Origin of the sequence: Micromonospora sp. NPDC051141 (assembly GCF_044455765.1) — a bacterium.
Taxonomy (GTDB): Bacteria; Actinomycetota; Actinomycetes; order Mycobacteriales; family Micromonosporaceae; genus Micromonospora.
Window position 1 is genome coordinate 349,441 of sequence record NZ_JBITFD010000001.1, and the last position, 22,076, is coordinate 371,516.

2 protein-coding genes (1 of these 2 running past the window's edge) are annotated in these 22,076 nt (G+C 76.5%); both read left to right on the forward strand.

Annotated features, from left to right (window positions below; genetic code table 11):
• Positions 1-11,389, forward strand: the 3' end of a protein-coding gene (locus ACIA6B_RS01410; RefSeq protein ID WP_396769806.1) for a type I polyketide synthase. It extends 18,281 nt beyond the left edge of the window; only the last 11,389 of its 29,670 coding nucleotides appear in the window; its start codon lies off the left edge, out of view; its stop codon occupies positions 11,387-11,389.
• A 298-nt stretch (positions 11,390-11,687) separates the two neighbouring features.
• Positions 11,688-22,040, forward strand: coding sequence for a type I polyketide synthase (locus ACIA6B_RS01415; RefSeq protein ID WP_396769808.1), 10,353 nt, complete (start codon positions 11,688-11,690; stop codon positions 22,038-22,040).
• Positions 22,041-22,076 lie beyond the last annotated feature (36 nt).

The window sequence follows — 22,076 nt, forward strand, 5'->3', positions numbered from 1 at the left end:
GATCGCCCTGCCGGACGACATGACCGCCGACGCGGCCCGGTTCGGGCTCCACCCGGCGCTGCTGGACGCCGCCCTGCACCCGATCGGGCTGCTGCCGGAGGGCGGGGCCGGCGGCCCCCGGGTGCCGTTCGCGTTCGAGGGCGTCCAGGTGCACGCCACCGGCGCCACCCTGCTGCGGGTCCGTCTGTCCCGCACCGGAGACGCGGTCCGGCTGGTCGCCGCCGACGAGAGCGGCGCACCTGTCGTGTCGGTGGATTCCCTGGTCCTGCGCGAGATGACCGGCCTGCCCACGTCCGGTGCGGCGGCCCGGTCCCTGTACGAGGTGCGCTGGCAGCCTGCGGAGACGCCGGCCGGTCAGGCGACCGGCTGGGCGGTGCTCGGCGCGTCCGTCGACGGGCTGCCGTCGTTCCCGGATGTGTCGGCGGTGGTCGACGCGGGGGAGGGGGTGCCGCGCACGCTGGTGTTGCCGGTGGTCGGGTCGTTCGACGCGGAGGTGCCTGATTCGGTGCGGGTGACTGCGTCGGATGTGTTGGCGGTGGTGCAGGCGTGGTTGGCGGCCGAATCTTTGGCCGAGTCGCGGTTGGTGGTGGTGACCCGGGGCGCGGTGGTGGCGGCCGGCGACGATCGGGTGACGGATCTGGCGGGTGCGGCGGTGTGGGGGTTGGTGCGGTCGGCGCAGTCGGAGCATCCGGAGCGGATCGTGTTGGCCGATCTGGATCGGGGCGTTGACGGTGGGGTGTTGCCGGTGCTGGCCGGTGTGCTGGGTGACCTGTCGGCGACGGGTGGGCAGGTGGCGGTACGCGACGACGCGGTGCTGACGCCGCGCCTGGTCCGCGCCGCGCCCCCCAGGCATACGCCGGCGGTCGACGGCCTGGCCGCCACCGACGAAGCATCGGTGCCGGACCACGTCGGGCGTGCGATCGGCGCCGGGACGGTGCTGGTGACCGGTGGCACCGGCGCGTTGGGCGCGTTGGTGGCGGAGCGGCTCGTCACCGGGCACGGGGTGCGGTCGCTGGTGTTGGTGTCGCGGCAGGGTCCGGCCGCGCCGGGCGCGGACGCGCTGGTGGAGCGGTTGTCCGGGCTGGGTGCGTCGGTGTCGGTGGTGGCGTGTGACGTGACCGATCGGGATCAGGTCGCGGGTCTGGTGGCGGGGGTGGAGGGTCGGCTCGCCGGGGTGGTGCACACGGCCGGTGTGTTGGACGACGGCGTGGTGTCGTCGATCAGCGCGGAGCGGTTGGCGAACGTGCTCGCGCCGAAGGCGACGGCGGCGTGGTGGTTGCACGAGGCCACCCGGCATCTCGACCTGGACCTGTTCGTGTTGTTCTCGTCCGTCGCCGGGGTGCTCGGCTCACCCGGTCAGGCCGCCTACGCGGCGGGCAACGCGTTCCTGGACGGGTTGGCGGCGTGGCGTCGGCACGAGGGTCTGCCGGCGGTGTCGTTGGCGTGGGGAATGTGGGACACCGCCGGAATGGCGGCGTCGTTGTCGGAGGGGGAACGGCAGCGATCGGCGCGGGCCGGGTTGACGCCGATGAGCGTGGAGACCGGTCTGGACCTGTTCGACGCCGCGCTCGCCACCGGTCGACCGCAACTCGTACCCACCGTGATCGACGTGCCGGCGCTGCGCGCGGCGACCGCCGGCGCACCCGTACCCGCGATGCTGGCCACGCTCGTCGGCCGCCCCGCCGGCCGGCGCCTCGCCGGGGCCGGAGGCTGGGCCGACCGGCTCGCGCGTCTCACCGACGACGAGGCCCGCGCCGAGGTCGACCTGCTGGTCCGGGGCCTGGTCGCGCAGGTGCTCGGCCACGCCGGGGCCGGCGCGGTGCCGGCCGACCGGGCGTTCCAGGAACTGGGCTTCGACTCGCTGACCGCGGTGGACCTGCGCAACCGGGTCAACGCGGCCACCGGGCTGCGGCTGCCGTCCACGTTGGTGTTCGACTACCCGACGCCGGCCGCGCTCGCCGGACAGGTGTGGTCCGAGCTGGCCGGAAGCCGGCCGGCACCGGCAACCGCGCGGGCCGCCGCTCCGACCGGCCTGGACGAGCCGGTGGCGATCGTCGGCATGGCGTGCCGCTACCCCGGTGGGGTGGAGAACCCGGAGCAGCTCTGGGAACTGCTCGCCGCCGGTGGGGACGGCATCTCCGAGTTCCCGGCCGACCGCGGCTGGGACCTCGGGTCGCTGTTCGACAGCGACCCGGACCGCAGCGGCACGTCGTACGCCACGCAGGGCGGCTTCCTCTACGACGCCGCCGACTTCGACCCCGGCTTCTTCGGCATCTCGCCGCGTGAGGCGCTGGCCATGGACCCGCAGCAGCGGCTGCTGCTGGAGACGTCGTGGGAGGCGTTCGAGTCGGCCGGGGTGGACCCGGCCGGGCTGCGCGGCTCGCGGACCGGGGTGTTCGCCGGGGTCATGTACCACGACTACGCCACCCGGCTGGTGGAACTGCCGGCCGAGGTCGAGGGCTACGTGGGCGTCGGCACGTCGGGCAGCGTGTTGTCCGGTCGGGTCGCCTACTCGTTCGGGCTGGAGGGCCCGGCGGTGACCGTGGACACCGCGTGTTCGTCGTCGCTGGTGGCGTTGCACCTGGCGGTGCAGGCGCTGCGGTCCGGGGAGTGCGACCTGGCCCTGGCCGGTGGCGTGACGGTGATGGCGACGCCGGGCACGTTCATCGAGTTCTCCCGGCAGCGGGGTCTGTCCCCGGACGGTCGCTGCAAGTCGTTCGCCGCCGCTGCCGACGGCACCGGCTGGGGCGAAGGTTCCGGCGTGCTGTTGGTGCAGCGGCTCTCCGACGCGCGCCGTGAGGGTCGGCGGATTCTCGCGGTGGTGCGGGGCACGGCGGTGAACCAGGACGGTGCGTCGAACGGGTTGACCGCGCCGAACGGTCCGTCGCAGCAGCGGGTGATCCGGCAGGCCCTGGCGAACGCGCGACTGACGACCGCCGACGTGGACGCGGTGGAGGCGCACGGCACCGGCACCACGTTGGGTGATCCGATCGAGGCGCAGGCGCTGCTGGCCACGTACGGGCAGGACCGGGAGACGCCGCTGCTGCTCGGTTCGGTGAAGTCGAACCTGGGTCACACGCAGGCGGCGGCCGGGGTCGCCGGGATCATCAAGATGGTCCTCGCCATGCGGCACGGGATCGTGCCGCCGACGTTGCACGTGGACGAGCCGTCGCCGCACGTCGACTGGACGGCCGGGGCGGTGAGCCTGGCGACGACGCCGACGCCGTGGCCGGCGGTGGACCGGCCGCGTCGGGCGGCGGTGTCGTCGTTCGGGATCTCCGGCACCAACGCGCACGTCATCCTGGAACAGGCCACTGACGTCGTCGAGCCGGCGGGCGTCGGGGAGTCGACCGGTGGGCCGGTGCCGGTGCTGCTGTCGGCGCGTACCGACGCGGCACTCGCCGCGCAGGCCGGCCGCTGGGCGGCGTGGTTGGCCGGCGACGAGACGGTTCGACCGGTCGACATGGCCTGGTCGTCGGTGGTCACCCGGGCGGCGCTGGAGCAGCGGGCCGTGGTCGCCGCCGCCGACCGGGACGGTTTGCTGGCCGGGCTGCGGGCAATGGCGGCCGGTGAGTCGTCCGGTGCGGTGGTTGTCGGTGCTCGGGAGCGGCGGGATCGGCTGGCGGTGCTGTTCTCCGGGCAGGGTGCGCAGCGTGCCGGCATGGGCCGGGAGTTGTCCGAGGCGTTCGGTGTGTTCGCGTCCGCGCTGGACGAGGTGTGCGCGCACCTGGACCCGTTGCTGCCGCAGCCGCTGAAGCCGGTGCTGTTCGGCGACGGCGACCTGCTGGACCAGACGCAGTTCACGCAGGCCGGGTTGTTCGCGGTCGAGGTGGCGTTGTTCCGGCTGGTGGAGTCGTTCGGGGTGATCCCGGACTTCGTGGGTGGGCACTCGATCGGTGAGGTGACCGCCGCGTACGTGGCGGGTGTGTTGTCGCTGCCGGACGCGTGCGCGCTGGTCGCGGCGCGGGGTCGCCTGATGCAGGCGTTGCCGGCCGGTGGTGGGATGCTGGCGGTCGCCGCCCCCGAGGTCGAGGTGGCCGCGTCGATCGCGGACCACCCGGAGGTCGGGATCGCGGCCGTCAACGGACCGACGGCGGTCGTGGTGTCCGGACCGCTCGACGCGCTCGACGCGCTCACGCGCCACTGGCAGGAGCGCGGCGCACGCACCCGGCGGCTGACCGTCAGCCACGCGTTCCACAGCCCGCTGATGGAACCCATGCTGGCCGAATTCCACTCAGTGCTGGCGGGGCTGACGTTCGCCGCGCCGCTGCTGCCGGTCGTGTCCAACGTGACCGGCGCGTTGGCGGCGGGCGACGACCTGCGCACGCCCGACTACTGGATGCGGCACGTGCGGGAGGCGGTGCGATTCGCCGACGGTGTGACCGCGCTGCGCGCCGCCGGCACGGACACATTCCTGGAGATCGGCCCGCGCAGCGTGCTCACCGCGCTGATCCCCGACCAGACCGACGGCGTACGGGCGGTCGCCGCCCAGCGCCACGACCGCGACGAGCGCCAGGCGCTGCTGGCCGCGCTGGCCGACCTGCACGTGCACGGGGTGCGCGTCGACTGGACGCCGTGGTTCGCCGGCACCGGCGCCACCCGCGTCGACCTGCCCACGTACGCGTTCCAACGGCAGCGGTTCTGGCCCGACACGCCCGCCCGGACCGACGGGCCGGACGCCGAGTTCTGGGCCGCCGTCGAGCACGGCGACCCGGCCGCGCTCGCCGCGCACCTCGGCGACGACACCGCCGCCGACGCGCTCAGCGCCGCGCTGCCGGTGCTGGCCGACTGGCGTCGGGCGCGGACCCGGGGCGCCGGCTCGGCGTACCGGATCGGGTGGGAGCCGGTGCGCCCCGCCGTCGCGTCCGGACTGACCGGCCGGTGGCTGGTCACCACCGTGGGCGGCGGCGCCGACGCGGGCGTCGCGAAGACGCTCGCCACGGCCGGCGCCGAGGTGGACACGCTCACCGTCCCCGCCGGCATCGACCGGTCCGAGCTGGGGGAGCGGCTGCGGCGGCTCGGCGACCAGGGCTGGACCGGCGTGCTCTGCGTCCTGCCCCGCCAGGACCGGCCGCTCGCCGACGCGCCCGCCGTCCCGGCCGGCGCCGCCGCGCTGCTCACGCTCGTCCAGGCGCTCACCGACACCGGCCTGCCCGGCCGGGTGTGGGCGCTCAGCCGGGCCGCGCTGCCCGTGACCTCCGGCGACCGGGGCGGCGACGTCCGCGCCGCAGCCGCCTGGGGCCTCGGCCGGGTCGTGGCGCTGGAACGGCCCGACCGGTGGGGTGGCCTGATCGACCTGCCCGGCCGCGCCGACCGCACCACCCGCGCCGCGCTCGTCGCGGTGCTCGCCGACGGCGGCCACGACCAGGTGGCCGTACGCCGCACCGGCGTCCTCGCCCGACGCCTCCTCCCGGCGACGCCACCGGCCCGCGGCGGCTGGCAGCCGCGCGGCACCGTGCTGGTCACCGGCGGCACCGGCGCGCTCGGCCGGCACGTGGCCCGGTGGCTGCTGGCCAACGGCGCCGACGAGGTGGTGCTGGCCTCCCGGCGCGGCCCGGACGCCCCGGGCGCCGCCGACCTGACCGCCACGCTCGGCGCGGTACGGGTGGTCGCCTGCGACGTCAGCGACCCGGTCGCCGTCACCGACCTGGTCGACGACCTGCCGGCGTTGACCGCGGTCGTGCACACCGCCGGCGTCGCCGGCGACCCCGCCGCCGTGACCGACCTGACCACCGACGCCCTGGCCGGCACCCTGTCCGGCAAGGTGCTCGGCGCGATCCACCTGGACGCCGCCTGCCACGGCCGCGACCTGGACGCGTTCGTGGTGTTCTCCTCCGTCGCCGGCGTGTGGGGCGGCGGCGGGCAGGCCGGCTACGCCGCCGGCAACGCCCTGCTCGACGCGCTGGTCGCGGCCCGCCGCGCCGCCGGCCAACCGGCCACCGCCCTCGCCTACGGGCCGTGGGCCGCCGACGGCATGGCCGCCGGGGAGACCGCGGACGGGCTGCGCCGGCGCGGCCTCGACCCGCTGCCGCCCGCCGCCGCCGTCGCCGCGCTGGGCCGCTGGGTCAACGCCCCCGAGCCGGCCCCGGTGATCGCCGGCGTGGACTGGTCCCGGTTCGTCGCCGCGTACACCGCGGCGCGGCCCAGCCACCTCTTCGACCGGGTCGCCCCGGCCGTCGCCGTCGACCGGACGCCGCCGGAAACCGCCGACGGCGGACTCCGCGCCCGGCTGGCCACGCTGCCGGCCGCCGGGCAGGAGACGCTCCTGCTCGACCTGGTACGCGCCGAAGCCGCCGCGGTGCTCGGGCACACCTCCACCGACCAGGTGCCCGCCGGCCGGGCGTTTCGCGAACTCGGCTTCGACTCGCTGGCCGCCGTGCAACTGCGCGACCGGCTGGGCCGGGCCACCGGCGCCACGCTGCCCTCGACAGTGGTCTTCGACCACCCGTCGGCGGCCGAGCTGGCGCGCTTCCTGCGTACCGAGCTGGTGGCCGGCGCGGACGCCCCGGCCGAGGCCGCCCGGGTGACCCGGCCGGCCGCCGACGAACCGATCGCCATCGTCTCGATGGCCTGCCGCTTCCCCGGCGGGGTGTCCTCCCCGCAGGAACTGTGGCGGCTGCTCGCCGACGGCGGGGACGCGGTCACGCCGATGCCCACCGACCGGGGCTGGGACCTCGACGGCCTGTTCGACAGCGACCCGGAACGCGTCGGCACCAGCTACACCCGCAGCGGCGGCTTCCTGGCCGACGTGGCCGGCTTCGACGCCGCGTTCTTCGGCATCAACCCGCGCGAGGCGCTCGCCATGGACCCGCAGCAGCGGCTGCTGCTGCACACCACCTGGGAGGCGTTCGAGCACGCCGGCCTGGACCCGCAGCGGGTACGTGGCTCCGCCACCGGCGTGTTCATGGGCACCAACGGGCAGGACTACGCCACGTTGCTGCTCGGCGCCCGGTCCGAGGTGGAGGGCTACCAGGCCACCGGCAACGGCGCGTCGGTGGTCTCCGGCCGGCTGGCGTACGCGTTCGGCCTGCACGGACCCGCCGTCACCGTCGACACGGCCTGCTCGTCGTCGCTTGTCGCGCTGCACCTGGCCGCGCAGGCGCTGCGCTCCGGCGAGTGCGACCTGGCCCTGGCCGGCGGCGTCACCGTGATGTCCACGCCCGGCGCGTTCCTGGAGTTCTCCCGGCAGCGCGGGCTCGCCGAGGACGGCCGGGTCAAGGCGTTCGCCGCCGCCGCGGACGGCACCGGCTGGGGCGAGGGCGTCGGCGTGCTGCTGCTGCAACGCCTCTCCGACGCGGAACGCGACGGTCGGCGGATCCTCGCCGTGGTGCGCGGCAGCGCGGTCAACCAGGACGGCGCGTCCAACGGGCTGACCGCCCCGAACGGGCCCGCCCAGCAGCGCGTCATCCGGGCCGCCCTGGCCAACGCCGGCCTGGCCCCGGCCGACATCGACGCGATCGAGGCGCACGGCACCGGCACCACGCTCGGCGACCCGATCGAGGCGCAGGCGCTCGCCGCCGCGTACGGGCCGGACCGGCCGGCCGACCGGCCGCTCTGGCTCGGCTCGGTCAAGTCGAACCTGGGCCACACCCAGGCCGCCGCCGGCGCGGCCAGCCTGATCAAGATGGTGCTGGCGCTGCGCCACGCGACGCTCCCGGCCACGCTGCACGTCGACGCGCCCACCCCGCACGTGGACTGGGCGTCCGGCCCGCTGGCGCTGCTCACCGAGGCCCGCCCGTGGACGCCCGGTGGCGCCCCGCGCCGGGCCGGCGTCTCGTCGTTCGGCATCAGCGGCACCAACGCCCACGTGATCCTGGAGGAGGCGCCGACCACCGCCGGCGATGCCGCCGGGGCGGGACGCGCCCCGGACGTGAGCGACACCGGGCAGGGACGGGCGAACACGGACCCGACCGAAGCGCCGCGCGCCGACGTGGCGCTGCCGTGGCCGGTCAGCGCCGCGACCGCGGCCGGCCTGCGGGACCAGGCCGACCGGCTGGCCCGGCGGCTCACCGACCCGGTCGCTGCCGACCCGGTCGCTGCCGACCCGGTCGCTGCCGACCCGGTCGCTGCCGACCCGGTCGGCGCCGACCCGGCGGAACCGGCCGGTCCGCCGGCTGCTGTCGACCCCGGCGCGGTCGCCTGGGCGCTGGTGGAGGGCCGGGCCCACCTGGCCCACCGGGCCGTCGTGGTCGCCGCCGACCCGGCGACCCGGCTGGCCGCGCTGACCGCGCTCGCCGCCGGCGACACCCACCCGGCGCTCGTCCCGGCCGCGCCCGCACGGACCGGCCGGACCGCGCTCCTCTTTGCCGGGCAGGGCGCGCAACGCGCCGGCACGGGCCGGGAGCTGTACGCGGCGTTCCCGGTGTTCGCCGCCGCGCTGGACGAGGTGTGCGGGCACCTCGACCCGCTGCTGCCGCAGCCGCTCAAGCCGGTGCTGTTCGACGACGGCGACCTGCTGGACCAGACCCGGTTCACGCAGGCCGGACTGTTCGCGGTCGAGGTGGCGCTGTTCCGCCTCGTCGAGTCGTTCGGGATCGTGCCGGACGCCGTCGGCGGCCACTCGGTCGGCGAGATCGTCGCCGCCCACGTGGCGGGTGTGCTGTCCCTGGCCGACGCGTGCGCGCTCGTCGCCGCGCGCGGCCGGCTCATGCAGGCGCTGCCGGCCGGCGGCGGGATGCTGGCGGTCGCTGCCCCCGAGGTCGAGGTGGCCGCGTCGGTCGCCGGGCACCCGGAGGTCGGGATCGCGGCGGTCAACGGCCCGTCGTCGGTGGTGGTGTCCGGCCCGACCGACGCGCTGGACGAGATCGAGCGCGCCTGGCGGGACCGGGGCGTGCGCACCCGCCGGCTCACCGTGAGCCACGCGTTCCACAGTCCGCTGATGGCGCCCATGCTGGCCGAGTTCCGGACCGTGCTCGACGGGTTGACCTTTGCCGCGCCGCTGCTGCCGGTGGTGTCCAACCTGACCGGCGCGCTCGCGTCCGGCGACGACCTGCGGACGCCTGACTACTGGGTGCGGCACGTGCGCGAGACGGTCCGGTACGCCGACGGGGTCGCCGCGCTGCGGGACACCGGCGTGGACACGTTCCTGGAACTCGGGCCCACCGCGGTGCTGACCCCGATGAACGCCGACCTGCTGCCCGACGACACCACCTCGGTCGCCGCGCTGCGTGCCGGCGTACCGGAGGTCACCAGCCTGCTCACCGCGGTCGCCACCGGCTACGCGGCCGGACGGGACCCGCACTGGCCGGCGCTGCTGACGCCGCTCGCCGGCCCCCGCCCCGCCGCCCGGGACCTGCCCGAGCTGCCCACGTACGCGTTCCAGCCGCAGCGGTACTGGCCCACGCTGACCACCCCGGTCGGTGGCGCGGCGGCGGACGACGGCGAGTTCTGGCGGGCGGTCGGCGACGGCGACCTCGACCGGCTCGGCATCGACACCGGACAGCCGCTGCGCGACGTGCTGCCCCAGCTCGACGCGTGGCGACGCCGACGCCGCCAGGACGGCGTGCTGGCCGGCTGGCGCTACCGGGTCACCTGGCACCGGCGCGCGTTGACCGGCGGCGAGCCGGGCCGCTGGCTGCTTGTCGCGCCGCCCCGCGAGACCGCCGACACGGTCGCCGACGCGCTGCGGGCCGGCGGCGCCGACGTACGGCTGCTCACCGTCGACCCGGCCACCGTGGACCGGGACGGCCTCGCCGACGCCCTGGCCCGGGCCGAGGCCGACCACCGGCCCACCGCGCTGCTGTCGCTGCTCGCGCTCGACGAGGCCCCGCACCCCGGGCAGGACGCCCTGCCGGCCGGGCTCGCGGCCAACCTGCTGCTGCTCCAGGCGCACGTCGCCCGCGACGGCGGCGCACCGCTGTGGCTCGCCACCGCCGGGGCCGCCGCCACCGACGACGAACCCGCCACCCGGCCGTGGCAGGCCACCAGTTGGGGTCTCGGCCTGGCCGCCGCGCTGGAACACCCCCGGCACGTCGGCGGACTCGTCGACCTGCCCGGCACGGTGACCGCCGAGGCCGCCGCCGGACTGCTGGCCGCGCTGACCAACCGGGAGGGGGAGGACCAGGTCGCGGTGCACGGGTCCGGTCCGCTCGTCCGCCGGCTGGTCCGGGCCACCGGCCCGGGCACGGGTACGGGCGGCGGCTGGACGCCGCAGGGCAGCGTCCTGCTCACCGGCGGTGCCGGACCGGTCGCCCGGCACACCACCGCCTGGCTCGACCGGGCCGGCGCGTCGGTGGTGCCGCTGGACGAGACGGCCGGCGGCAAGCTGGCCGACCGGATGGCGCAGCTCGCCGCCGACGGGCGGCCGGTGACCGGGCTGGTGCACGTGCCGGCCGACACCGGCACCGCGCCACTTGTCGACCTCACCCTGGCCGACCTCGCCGCCGACCTGACCGCCACCGTCGGTGACCTGCCCCGCTACGCCGACGAGGCGGAACAGCGCGCGCTCGGCGCGCTTGTGGTCTGCTCGTCCACCTCCGGCGTGTGGGGCTCCGGCGGGCGCTACGGGCAGGCGGCCGGCGACGCGCTGCTGCACGTCCTCGCCGCCGGTTGGCAGCACGCCGGGCTGCCGGTGACGTCGGTGGCGTTCGGACCCTGGGCGGACGGCCTCACCGACACCGACCTGGCCCAGCTCGGCCGCAGCGGCCTGCCCGGCATGGACCCGGAGCTGGCCGTCGCCGCGCTCCGGCAGGCGGTCGTCAACGGCGACCGGCTCGTCGTCGCCGACGTGCGGTGGGACCGGTTCGTGCCGGCCGTCGCGGCGGTCCGGGACCGGCCACTCTTCGCCGACCTGCCCGAGGCCGCCGAGGCGCTGCACGGCCTGCACGCCGAGCAGCCCGCGGACGACGCCGCCGCGGCGGCGCTGCGGGACCGGCTCCGCCCGCTCGGCGACGCGGAGCGCGACGCGATCCTGGTCGACCTCGTCGCCGGCCAGGCCGCGGCGGTGCTCGGTCTCCCGGACGCCGCCGACCTCGGCCCCGGCCGGGCCTTCCGCGAGGTCGGATTCGACTCGATGACCGCGGTCGAGCTGCGGAACCGGCTGCGCGCCGCGACCGGGGCCACGCTGCCGGGCAGTGTGGTCTTCGACTACCCGACCCCGCTGGCGCTCGCCCGGCACCTGCGGACGCTGCTGGCGCCCGACGGCGCCGCCGCCACCACCGGCCTGCTCACCGAACTGGAGAAGGTGGACGACCTGTTCACCGCCGGCACGCCGGACCCGCTGACCCGGCAGAAGCTGCTGGTGCAGATGCAGGCGTTCATCGCCCGCTGGGGCGACGAGCGCGCTCCCGCGCCGGAGGCGCCGGTGACCGACACGCTCGACGCCGCCAGCGACGCCGAACTGTTCGATTTCATCCACCGCGAGCTGGGCGGGCCGGGCGGCGAATTCTGAACGAATTCGCGCGCCATTGTGGGCGCCTCGGCCCCGCCGGTCGCGGGGGCTTTGCGGAGGCCGCCGCGACCGGTCCGACCGGGTCGGTCGCGGCGGCGTACCGGCCCAGCCTGCGCACCTCGCGGCGGCGTCCCTGCTAGGGGCGGCCCTAGGGGCGGGCTAGGGGTTGTGACGCGTCTGGCCAGGCAATTACCTTCCTCACCGTAAGTGAGACCTGGTGGGCGCTGGTCAACGCAATTCGTGATCGCGCCGAACGGTATTGGGTCGCCTGTTGTTCCGGCCCGAAAAGGTGGCGCTGATGGCGACTGAGGACACCCTCCGGGAATATCTGAAATGGATGACCGCCGACCTGCACCAGACCCGGCGGAAGCTCGGCGAGCTGGAGGCCGCGAACCGCGAGCCCATCGCCGTCGTCGGCATCGGCTGCCGGTTCCCCGGCGGGGTGCGCTCCCCGGAGGACCTGTGGCGGCTGGTCGACAGCGGCACCGACGCGGTCTCGGCGTTCCCCACCGACCGTGGGTGGGACCTGGAGCGGCTCATCCACCCGGACCCCGACCACCCCGGCACCTCCTACGTCGGTGAGGGCGGCTTCCTGGACTCGGCCACCGAGTTCGACGCCGGCTTCTTCGGCATCTCACCCCGCGAGGCGCTGGGCATGGACCCGCAGCAGCGGCTGCTGCTGGAGACGTCGTGGGAGGCGTTCGAGCACGCCGGCATCGACCCGGCGACGCTGCGCGGTCACCAGGTCGGCGTGTTCGCCAGCACCACCGGTCAGGACTACGCGGCGCTGCTCCAGACGCCCCCGCCGGGCGTCGAGGGGTACGTGCTCACCGGCACCGCCGCCAGCGTCGTCTCCGGCCGCATCTCGTACGTGCTGGGCATCGAGGGACCGGCCGTCTCCGTCGACACCGCGTGCTCGTCGTCGCTCGTCGCGATGCACCTCGCCGGCCAGGCACTGCGGCAGGGCGAGTGCACGCTCGCGCTCGCCGGCGGCGCCACCGTCATGTCCACCCCGGCGGCGTTCGTCGGGTTCAGCCGCCAGCGCGGGCTGGCAGCCGACGGCCGGGTCAAGGCGTTCGCCGCCGCCGCCGACGGGACCGCCTGGGGCGAGGGCGTCGGCGTGCTGCTGCTGGAGCGGCTCTCCGACGCCCGCCGCAACGGCCATCCCGTCCTCGCCGTGATCCGGGGCAGCGCGGTCAACCAGGACGGCGCGTCCAACGGGCTCACCGCCCCCAACGGCCCCTCCCAGCAGCGGGTGGTGCTCCAGGCGCTGGCCAGCGCCCGGCTCGCCCCGGAGCAGGTCGACGCCGTGGAGGCGCACGGCACCGGCACCAACCTCGGTGACCCGATCGAGGCCACCGCGCTGCTCGCCACGTACGGGCAGGGCCGGCCGGCCGACCGGCCGCTGCGACTCGGGTCGGTGAAGTCGAACATCGGCCACACCCAGGCCGCCGCCGGCGTCGCCGGTGTGATCAAGATGGTGATGGCGCTGCGGCACGACCGGCTGCCCGCCACGCTGCACGTGGACGCGCCCACCCCGCACGTCGACTGGTCCGCCGGCGCGGTGTCGCTGCTCAGCGAGCCGCTGCCCTGGCCGCCGGGGGAGCAGCCCCGCCGGGCCGGTGTCTCCTCGTTCGGGATGAGCGGCACCAACGCCCACGTGATCGTCGAGGAGGCCCCACCGCCGCCGGAGCCGGCCACCGCCGCCCCGGCGACCCCGGCCGCCGCCGCTGGCACGTCGGGCGCCGCCGTCACGTCGGGCGCCGCCGCCTCGCAGACGGCCGCTGCCACGCCGGCCGCCGCCGTCGCGTCGACGGCCGCCGCGTCGGTGGCCGGTCCGGCGCCGGTGGTGGCCGCCGGCCTGGCGCCGGTGCTGCTCTCCGCCCGCGACGCCGCCGGGCTGGCCGCCCAGGCCGCCCGCTGGGCCGACTGGCTCGCCACCGACGACGCCCCCGTCACCGACATCGGCTGGTCGTCGGTCACCACCCGGGGCGCGCTCGACCACCGGGCCGTGGTCCTCGCGCCGGACCGCGACGCGCTGCGCGCTTCCCTGCGTGCCCTGGCCGCCGGTGACACCGCGTCCGGCCTGGTCACCGGCGCCGGCCCACGCGGCGGGCAGGTGGCGTTCCTGTTCAGCGGGCAGGGCGCGCAGCGCGCCGGGATGGGTCGGGAACTGGCCGCCGCGTTCCCCGCCTACGCGGACGCGCTCACCGAGGTCTGCCGCGAACTCGACAGGCACCTGCCCCGCCCGCTCGGGCCGATCCTCGCCGCCGAACCCGGCACCGCCGACGCCGCGCTGCTCGACCGGACCGAGTACACCCAGGCCGCGCTCTTCGCCGTCGAGGTGGCGCTGTGCCGGCTGCTGGACTCGTGGGGCGTACGGCCGGACCTGCTCGCCGGCCACTCCGTCGGCGAGGTGGTCGCCGCGCACGTGGCCGGCGTGTTCAGCCTCGCCGACGCCGCCACGCTGGTGGCCGCGCGCGGCCGGCTCATGCAGGAACTGCCGGCCGGCGGCGCGATGCTCTCCGTGGCCGCCGCGCCCGCCGACGTCGAGGCGCTCCTCACCGACGTGGACGGGCCGATCGGCGTCGCCGCCGTCAACGGGCCGGCCGCCGTCGTGGTCTCCGGCGCCGCCGACGCGATCGCCGACGTCGAGCGCCGCGCCGCCACCCAGGGCGTACGCACCAAGCGCCTGACCGTCAGCCACGCGTTCCACAGCCCGCTGATGGAGCCGATGCTCGCCGCGTTCGCCGCCGTGGTCGAACGGCTGGAGCGGCACGCGCCGACGCTGCCGATCGTGTCCAACCTGACCGGCGAGCCGGTCGACCCGGACGAGATCCGCACCCCCGCGTACTGGGTGCGGCACGTCCGGGAGACGGTCCGCTTCGCCGACGGCGTGACCCGGCTGCGCGCGCTCGGCGCCGGCACCTTCCTGGAGGTCGGGCCGAGCGGCGTGCTGACCGCGCTGACCCGGGAGCTGACCGGCCCGGACGCCACCGCCGTGGCGCTGCTGCGCCGCGACCGCCCGGAACCGGAGGCGTTGCTCACCGCGCTCGCCGAACTGCACGTCGCCGGCGTCCCGGTCGGCTGGCGGGAGCTGTTCGCCGGCGCCGACCCGCACCGGGTCCGGCTGCCCGGGTACGCGTTCCACCGCCAGCGGTTCTGGCCCGAGCCGCCGGCCGCCGCGCCCGCCGTCGAGGCAAGCGGCGCGGACGCCGAGTTCTGGGCCGCCGTGGAACGCGCCGACGTCGACGCGCTGCGCGACCAGTTCGGCGCCGACGCCGGCGGTGACCCGGTGGAGACGCTGCGACCCGCGTTGCCGGTGCTCTCCGCCTGGCGTCGCGGCCGGCACGACCGGTCCCTGGTGGACGGCTGGTCGTACCAGGTGCAGTGGCAACCGGTAGCGGTCGCCGAGGGTGACCGGCCGACGGGCCGCTGGCTGGTGCTGCTGCCCGCGGACGCGCGAGAGCGCGAGGAGAGCAGCGCAGCGGAGCCCCGCAGTCGCGACCAGAAGGGCGGCACCGCTCCCGGCTGGGCCGACGACCTGCCCGCGCTCGTCGACGACGCGACAGTGCTGCGCCTCGGCGCCGACGACCTGGACCGTACGGCGCTCGCCGACCGGCTGCGCGCCGCGCTCGGTGACGCGCCGGTGGCCGGCGTGCTGCACCTGGTCGCCGGCCAGGACCGGCTGCTGCCCGAGCACCCCGGCGTCAGCGTCGCCGCCGCCACCACGCTGGTGCTGCTCCAGGCGCTGACCGACCTCGACGTTCCCGCGCCCGTCTGGTGCCTGACCAACGGCGCGGTCAAGGCCGGACCCGCCGACCGGCTCACCGACCCGGTACAGAACCTGGTCTGGGGTCTCGGCCGGGCCGCCGCCGTGGAACAGCCGCACCGGTGGGGCGGCCTGATCGACCTGCCGGCCACGCCCGACGACGCGGTCCGCCGCCGCCTCGCCGCCGTGCTCGCCGGCGGCAGCGGCGAGGACCAGGTCGCGGTCCGCGCCGGCGGCGTCTGGGGCCGGCGGCTCGTCCCCGCCCCCGCGCCGGAGCAGCCGGCCGGCGACCGCTGGACCGACGCGACCGTCCTGGTCACCGGCGGCACCGGCGCGCTCGGCGGACACGTCACCCGCTGGCTGCTGGAGCGCGGCGCCCGGCGGGTCGTGCTGGCCGGCCGGCGCGGCGCCGACACCCCCGGCCTGGCCCCGCTGCTCGCCGAGCACGGCGCCGACGGCCGGGTCACCGCCGCCGCCTGCGACATGACCGACCGTACGGCGGTCGCCGCGCTGCTCGACTCGCTGCCCGACCTGACCGCGGTGGTGCACGCCGCCGGCACCGACCAGCTCACCCCGCTGACCGGCACCACGCTCGACGAGTTCGCGCACGTCGTCGCCGGCAAGGTGCTCGGCGCGCTGCACCTCGACGAGTGCCTCGCCGACCGGCCGCTGGCCGCGTTCCTGCTCTTCTCCTCCGTCTCCGGCACCTGGGGCAGCGCCGGGCAGTGCGCGTACGGCGCGGGCAACTCGCTGCTCGACGCGCTCGCGGTGCACCGTCGCGACCGGGGCCTCACCGCCACCGCCGTCGCGTGGACCGCGTGGGGCGGCGCCGACGGCATGGCCGCGAAGAACACCGCCACCGAGCAACTGCACCGGATGGGTCTGCCCACCATCGACCCGGCGCGGGCCCTGGTGGCGCTGGACCGGGCGCTGGACCGGCCCACCGCCGGCGTCACGGTCGCCGACGTCGACTGGAGCCGCTTCCACCCGGCGTTCACGCTCACCCGGCCCAGCCCGCTGCTGTCCGACCTGCCGCAGGTCCGCGCGTTGGCCGAGGCCGAGGCGGCCCGGGACGCCGCCGCGCCGGCCGGCGTCACCGAGGCGCTGCGCCACCTGGCCGGCCGGCCCGAGGCCGAGCAGGAGCGGGAGCTGCTGCGGCTGGTCGACGAGCAGACCGCCCGGGTCCTCGGCCACGCCACCGCCGACGACCTGCGCGGCCGACCGTTCAAGGATCTCGGCTTCGACTCGCTGACCGCGGTGGACCTGCGGACCCGGCTGAACGAGGCCACCGGCCTGCGGCTGCCGTCCACCCTGGTCTTCGACCACCCCACCCCGGCCGAGCTGGCCCGGCACCTGCGGGTCACCGCGTTCGGCGCGGACACCACCGCGCCGGCCGCGCCGACCGTCACCGCCGGGACGGACGAGCCGATCGCGGTGGTCGGCATGGCCTGCCGTTACCCGGGCGGCGTGGACGGCCCGGAGGAGCTGTGGCGTCTCGTCGCCGACGGCGTCGACGCGATCGGCGGCTTCCCCACCGACCGGGGCTGGGCGGTGCCGGCGCCGGACAGCGGCTACACGCCGGCCGGCGGGTTCCTGCCCGAGGCGACCGGCTTCGACCCGGCGTTCTTCGGCATCTCCCCGCGCGAGGCGCTCGCCATGGACCCGCAGCAGCGGCTCACCCTGGAGGCCGCCTGGGAGGTCCTGGAACGGGCCGGCGTGGACCCGACCGGCCTGTCCGGCAGCCGTACCGGGGTGTTTGTCGGCGCGTCCACCTCCGGCTACGGCACCGGGCTGACCGAGGTGCCGGAGGGCACCGAGGGCTACCTGATGACCGGTGGGGCGCACAGCGTCATCTCCGGGCGGGTCGCGTACACGCTCGGGCTCGAAGGGCCGGCCGTCACCGTGGACACCGCCTGCTCGTCGTCGCTTGTCGCGCTGCACCTGGCCGGGGAGTCGCTGCGCCGGGGCGAGTGCGACCTGGCGCTGGCCGGCGGCGTCGCCGTGATGGCCACCCCGGACACGTTCGCCGAGTTCTCCCGCCAGGGCGGGCTGGCCGGCGACGGGCGGTGCAAGTCGTTCGCCGCCGCCGCCGACGGCACCGGCTGGTCCGAGGGCGTCGGCATGCTGCTCGTGGAACGGCTCTCCGACGCCCGCCGGCACGGCCACCGGGTGCTCGCGTTGGTCCGTGGCTCGGCCGTCAACTCCGACGGCGCGTCGAACGGGCTGACCGCGCCGAACGGTCCGTCGCAGCAACGGGTCATCCGGGCCGCGTTGGCGGACGCGGGGCTGTCCACGTCGGACGTGGACGTGGTGGAGGCGCACGGCACCGGCACCACGCTTGGTGACCCGATCGAGGCGCAGGCGTTGCTGGCCACGTACGGGCAGGAGCGAAAGACGCCGCTGCTGCTCGGCTCGATCAAGTCCAACATGGGCCACGCGCAGGCCGCCGCCGGCGTGGCCGGTGTGATCAAGATGATTCTCGCGATGCGCCACGCGACCGTGCCGGCCACGCTGCACGTGGACGAGCCGTCGCCGCACATCGACTGGTCGGCCGGTGCGGTGGAGTTGGTGACCGAGGCGCGGGAGTGGCCGGCGGTGGACCGGCCGCGTCGGGCGGCGGTGTCGTCGTTCGGCATCTCCGGCACCAACGCCCACGTGGTCATCGAACAGGCCGACGCGCACGTGCTCACCGGGCAGCCCGACGCGCCCGCGTCCGCGCTGGTCCGGACCGACGCGGTGCTCTGGCCGCTGTCCGCCCGCTCGACCGCCGCACTGACCAGCCAGGCGGAACGCCTCGCCCGGCACGTCCGTACGCACCCGGACCAGCCGCCCGCGGCGGTGGCCTGGTCCCTCGCCACCACCCGCGCCATGCTCGACCAGCGTGCCGCGATCGTGGGCGCCGACCGCGACGACCTGCTCGCCGGCCTGGACGCGCTGGCGTCCGGTGCGCCGGCGGCGAATGTCGTGACCGGCGCCAGCGTCGAGCACGGGCCGGGTCCGGTGTTCGTGTTTCCGGGTCAGGGTGGTCAGTCGGTGCGGATGGCGGCTGGTCTGGTGGGTCGGTGTGGGCCGTTCGACGCGCGGTTGGCGGAGTGTCAGCGGGCGTTCGCGCCGTTCCTGGACGTGGATCTGATGTCGGTGTTGACCGGTGACGACGACGCCTGGCTGGACCGGGTCGAGATCTTGCAGCCGGTGTTGTTCGCGGTCGGTGTGTGTTTGGTGGAGGTGTGGCGGGCGGCGGGGGTTGAGCCGTCGTTGGTGATCGGTCATTCGCAGGGTGAGATGGCGGCTGCGTGTGTGGCCGGGGTGCTGTCGCTCGATGATGCGGCGAAGGCGGTGATTCTGCGGGCCCGGTCGCTGGCCGCGTTGGCGGGTTCGGGCGGGATGTTGGCGGTGGATCTGCCTGCCGATGAGGTGCAGGCGCGGATCGAGGGTGTGCCCGGCACGGTGGTGGCGGTGTTCAACGGTCCGGGTCATGTGGTGGTGTCGGGTCCGCCGGACACGTTGGCGGAGTTGCGTCAGCGGTGGGAGGGCGAGGGGGTGCGGGCGAAGCCGGTGCCGTTCAACTACGCCTCGCACAACCCGGTGGTGGAGCGGATCCGGGAGCGGATGCTCGCGGACCTGGCGGGGCTGGACCCGCAGGCGGGTCAGGTTCGGATGGTGTCGACGGTGACGGGGGACTGGGCCGACCCGCAGGGTATGGACGGCGGGTACTGGTTCACGAATCTGCGGCAGCCGGTGCGGTTCGAGCAGGCGGTGCGGACCGCCATCGGGGCCGGGCACCGCACGTTCGTGGAAGTCTCGGCGCATCCGGTACTCGCGATGCCGGTGACGGCGATCCTCGACGACACCGACACCACCGGACACACCCTGTCCACGCTGCGCCGTGGCGACGACGATCCGACCCGGCTGCTGACCAGCCTCGCGGTCGCCCACACAATCGGCCTGCCCGTCGACCTGACCCGCGTCCTCGCCCCCGCGACCACCGTCGACCTGCCCACCTACCCGTTCGCGCGGGACCGCTACTGGCTGGCGCGCGGCGGCTCCGGCCCGGTCGGGCTGCCCGCCGCCGGCCTCGACGCGGTCGACCACCCGCTGCTGCACGCCGTGGCCGACCTGCCCGGCGACGAGGGCCTGCTGTTCACCGGCCGGCTCACCCTGGCCACCCACCCCTGGCTGGCCGACCACGCCGTGCTCGGCACCGTCCTGCTCCCCGGCACCGCACTGGTGGAGCTGGCGTCCTGGAGCGGACGCGCCGTCGACACCGCCCACGTCACCGAACTGGTCCTGGAAGCGCCGCTCGTCGTCCCGCCCACCGGCGGCGTCGACCTGCGGGTCCGCGTCGGCGCCGTCGACGACGACGGCTGCCGGCCGGTCACCATCCACTCCCACCTCGACGACGGCGACACCCCGGGCGCCGGCCGCACCTGGCAGCGCCACGCCACCGGCCTACTCGCCCCCACCCGCCCGGTCACCGTGGCCGCCGGCGGGGCGTGGCCGCCCGCCGACGCCGAACCGATCCCGCTGGACGCGCTCTACCCGCACCTCACCACGCAGGGCTACGGCTACGGCCCGACGTTCCAGGCGCTGCGCGCCGCCTGGCGCAGCGGCGACGACCTCCTCGCCGAGGTGGCGCTCGACACCGACGCCCCCGCCGACCCGTTCACGCTGCACCCGGCGCTGCTCGACGCCGCGCTGCACACCATCGGCGCCGACGCGCTGCACCGCGCCACCACGACCGCGCCGGCCGCAGACGCCGCGACCACGCCGACCACGGCACCCGGGCTGCCGTTCTCCTGGACCGGGCTCGCGATCCAGCCCACCCGGGCCCGGGAACTGCGGGTCCGGCTCACCCCCACCGACGGCGCGGTCGCCGCCACCGTCACCGACACCGGCGGCGTGCCGGTCGCCTCCCTCGACGCGCTCGTGCTGCGCCCGATCAGCACCGACCAGCTCGACACCACCCGCCGCGCCGCCGCCCGGTCCCTGCACCGCCTCGACTGGATCAGCCCCGAACCGGGCGACCGCCGCCCGTCCCGCCTCGCCGTGCTCGGCGACGCCGACGAGTGGCCCGGCGTCGAGGCGTACCCGGACCTGGACGGGCTGGTCGCGGCCGTGACCGGCGGCGCGGCCCGGCCCGACGCGGTCGTCGCCACCGTCACCGGGCAGCGCGCCGACGAACCCGACCCGGCCCGCGCCGCGCACCTGCTCACCCACGAGACGCTGGCGCTGGCGCAGGACTGGCTCACCCGCGATCCGCTCGCCGACATCCCGCTGGTCGTGGTCACCCGCAACGCGGTCCGCGCCGAACCCGGCGACCGCCCCACCGACCTGCCGGCCGCCGCCGCGTGGGGCCTGATCCGCTCCGCGCAGTCGGAGAACCCGGGCCGGTTCGTGCTGCTCGACCTCGACGACGACCCCCGCTCCCCGGTGGCGCTGCCGGCCGCGCTCGGCACCGGCGAACCGCAGCTCGCGCTGCGCGCCGGCCAGCTCCGGGTACCCCGGCTGGTTCGCCTCGGCCCACCGCCGGAGCGGCCCGAACCGGAGCTGTCCGCCGGCACCGTGCTGGTCACCGGCGCCACCGGCGCGCTCGGCCGCCTCGTCGCCCGGCACCTGGTCACCCGGCACGGCGTGCCGCGCCTGCTGCTGGCCAGCCGCAGCGGCCCGGACGCGCCCGGCGCGGCCGACCTGGTCGCCGAGCTGACCGCGCTCGGCGCCGCCGCGCAGGTCGTCGCCGTCGACGTCAGCGACCGGGACGCCCTCGCCGTGCTGCTCGACGAGATTCCCGCCGACCGGCCGCTGGTCGGCGTGGTGCACGCCGCCGGCGTCCTCGACGACGGCGTGCTGCCCGCGCTCACGCCGGCCCGGTTCGACACCGTCCTCACGCCCAAGGTGGACGCCGCCTGGCACCTGCACGAGCTGACCGAGAAGCTGGACCTCGCCGCGTTCGTGCTGTTCTCCTCCTCCGCCGGCCTGTTCGGCGGGCCCGGCCAGGCCAACCACGCCGCCGCGAACGCCTTCCTCGACGGGCTCGCCCACCACCGCCGGGCGCGCGGCCTCGCCGTCACGTCCATGGCCTGGGGGCCGTGGGCCAACCCGGCGGAGCCCGGCGGGCCGCAGGGCCACGTCGACGAGCAGCGGATGAGCCGGGCCGGCTTCCGGCCGCTCGGCCCGGACGAGGGCATGACGCTGTTCAGCGAGGGACTGCGCCACGACGAACCGGCGATCGCCCCGGTCAGCCTGGACCACGCGGTGCTCGGCCGGCTCGGCCCGGCGCTGCCCCGGCTGCTGCACGGCCTGGTCCGTACCACCGCCGGCGCCGGACCGGCCGCGGCCCCGGCCGGCGACGCGGCGGCGGCGCTGCGCGACACGCTCGCCGCCACCGCCGAGGCGGACCGCGACCGGGTGCTCTCCGACCTGGTCCGCACGCACGCGGCGGCGGTGCTCGGCTACGCCTCGATCCGCGACGTGGACGAGGATAAGGGCTTCGTCGAGCTGGGCTTCGACTCGCTGACCGCGGTCGAGTTCCGCAACCGGCTCAGCGCCGCCACCGGGCTGCGCCTGCCGTCCACGCTGATCTACGACCGGCCCACCACCGCCGCGATGGTCACGCACCTGCGCGGCGCGCTGCTCGCCGAGCGGAGCACCTCCGCGCTGACCGTGCTCGGCGAGCTGAACAAGCTGGAGACCGCGATGCGCGCCATCGCCGACGACGACACCGACCGCGCCGCCGTCGCCGTCCGGCTGCGCGAACTGCTGTCGCTCTGGACGTACGCCGACGGCGGCGCCGACGACCCCGCCGCGGGTGACGGCAACCTCAGCTCCGCCAGTGCCGAGGAACTGTTCCACCTCCTCGACGACGAACTCGGAACCGCCTGAGATGCCCCGGACCTCTGATCCCGATACGGAGCGCCC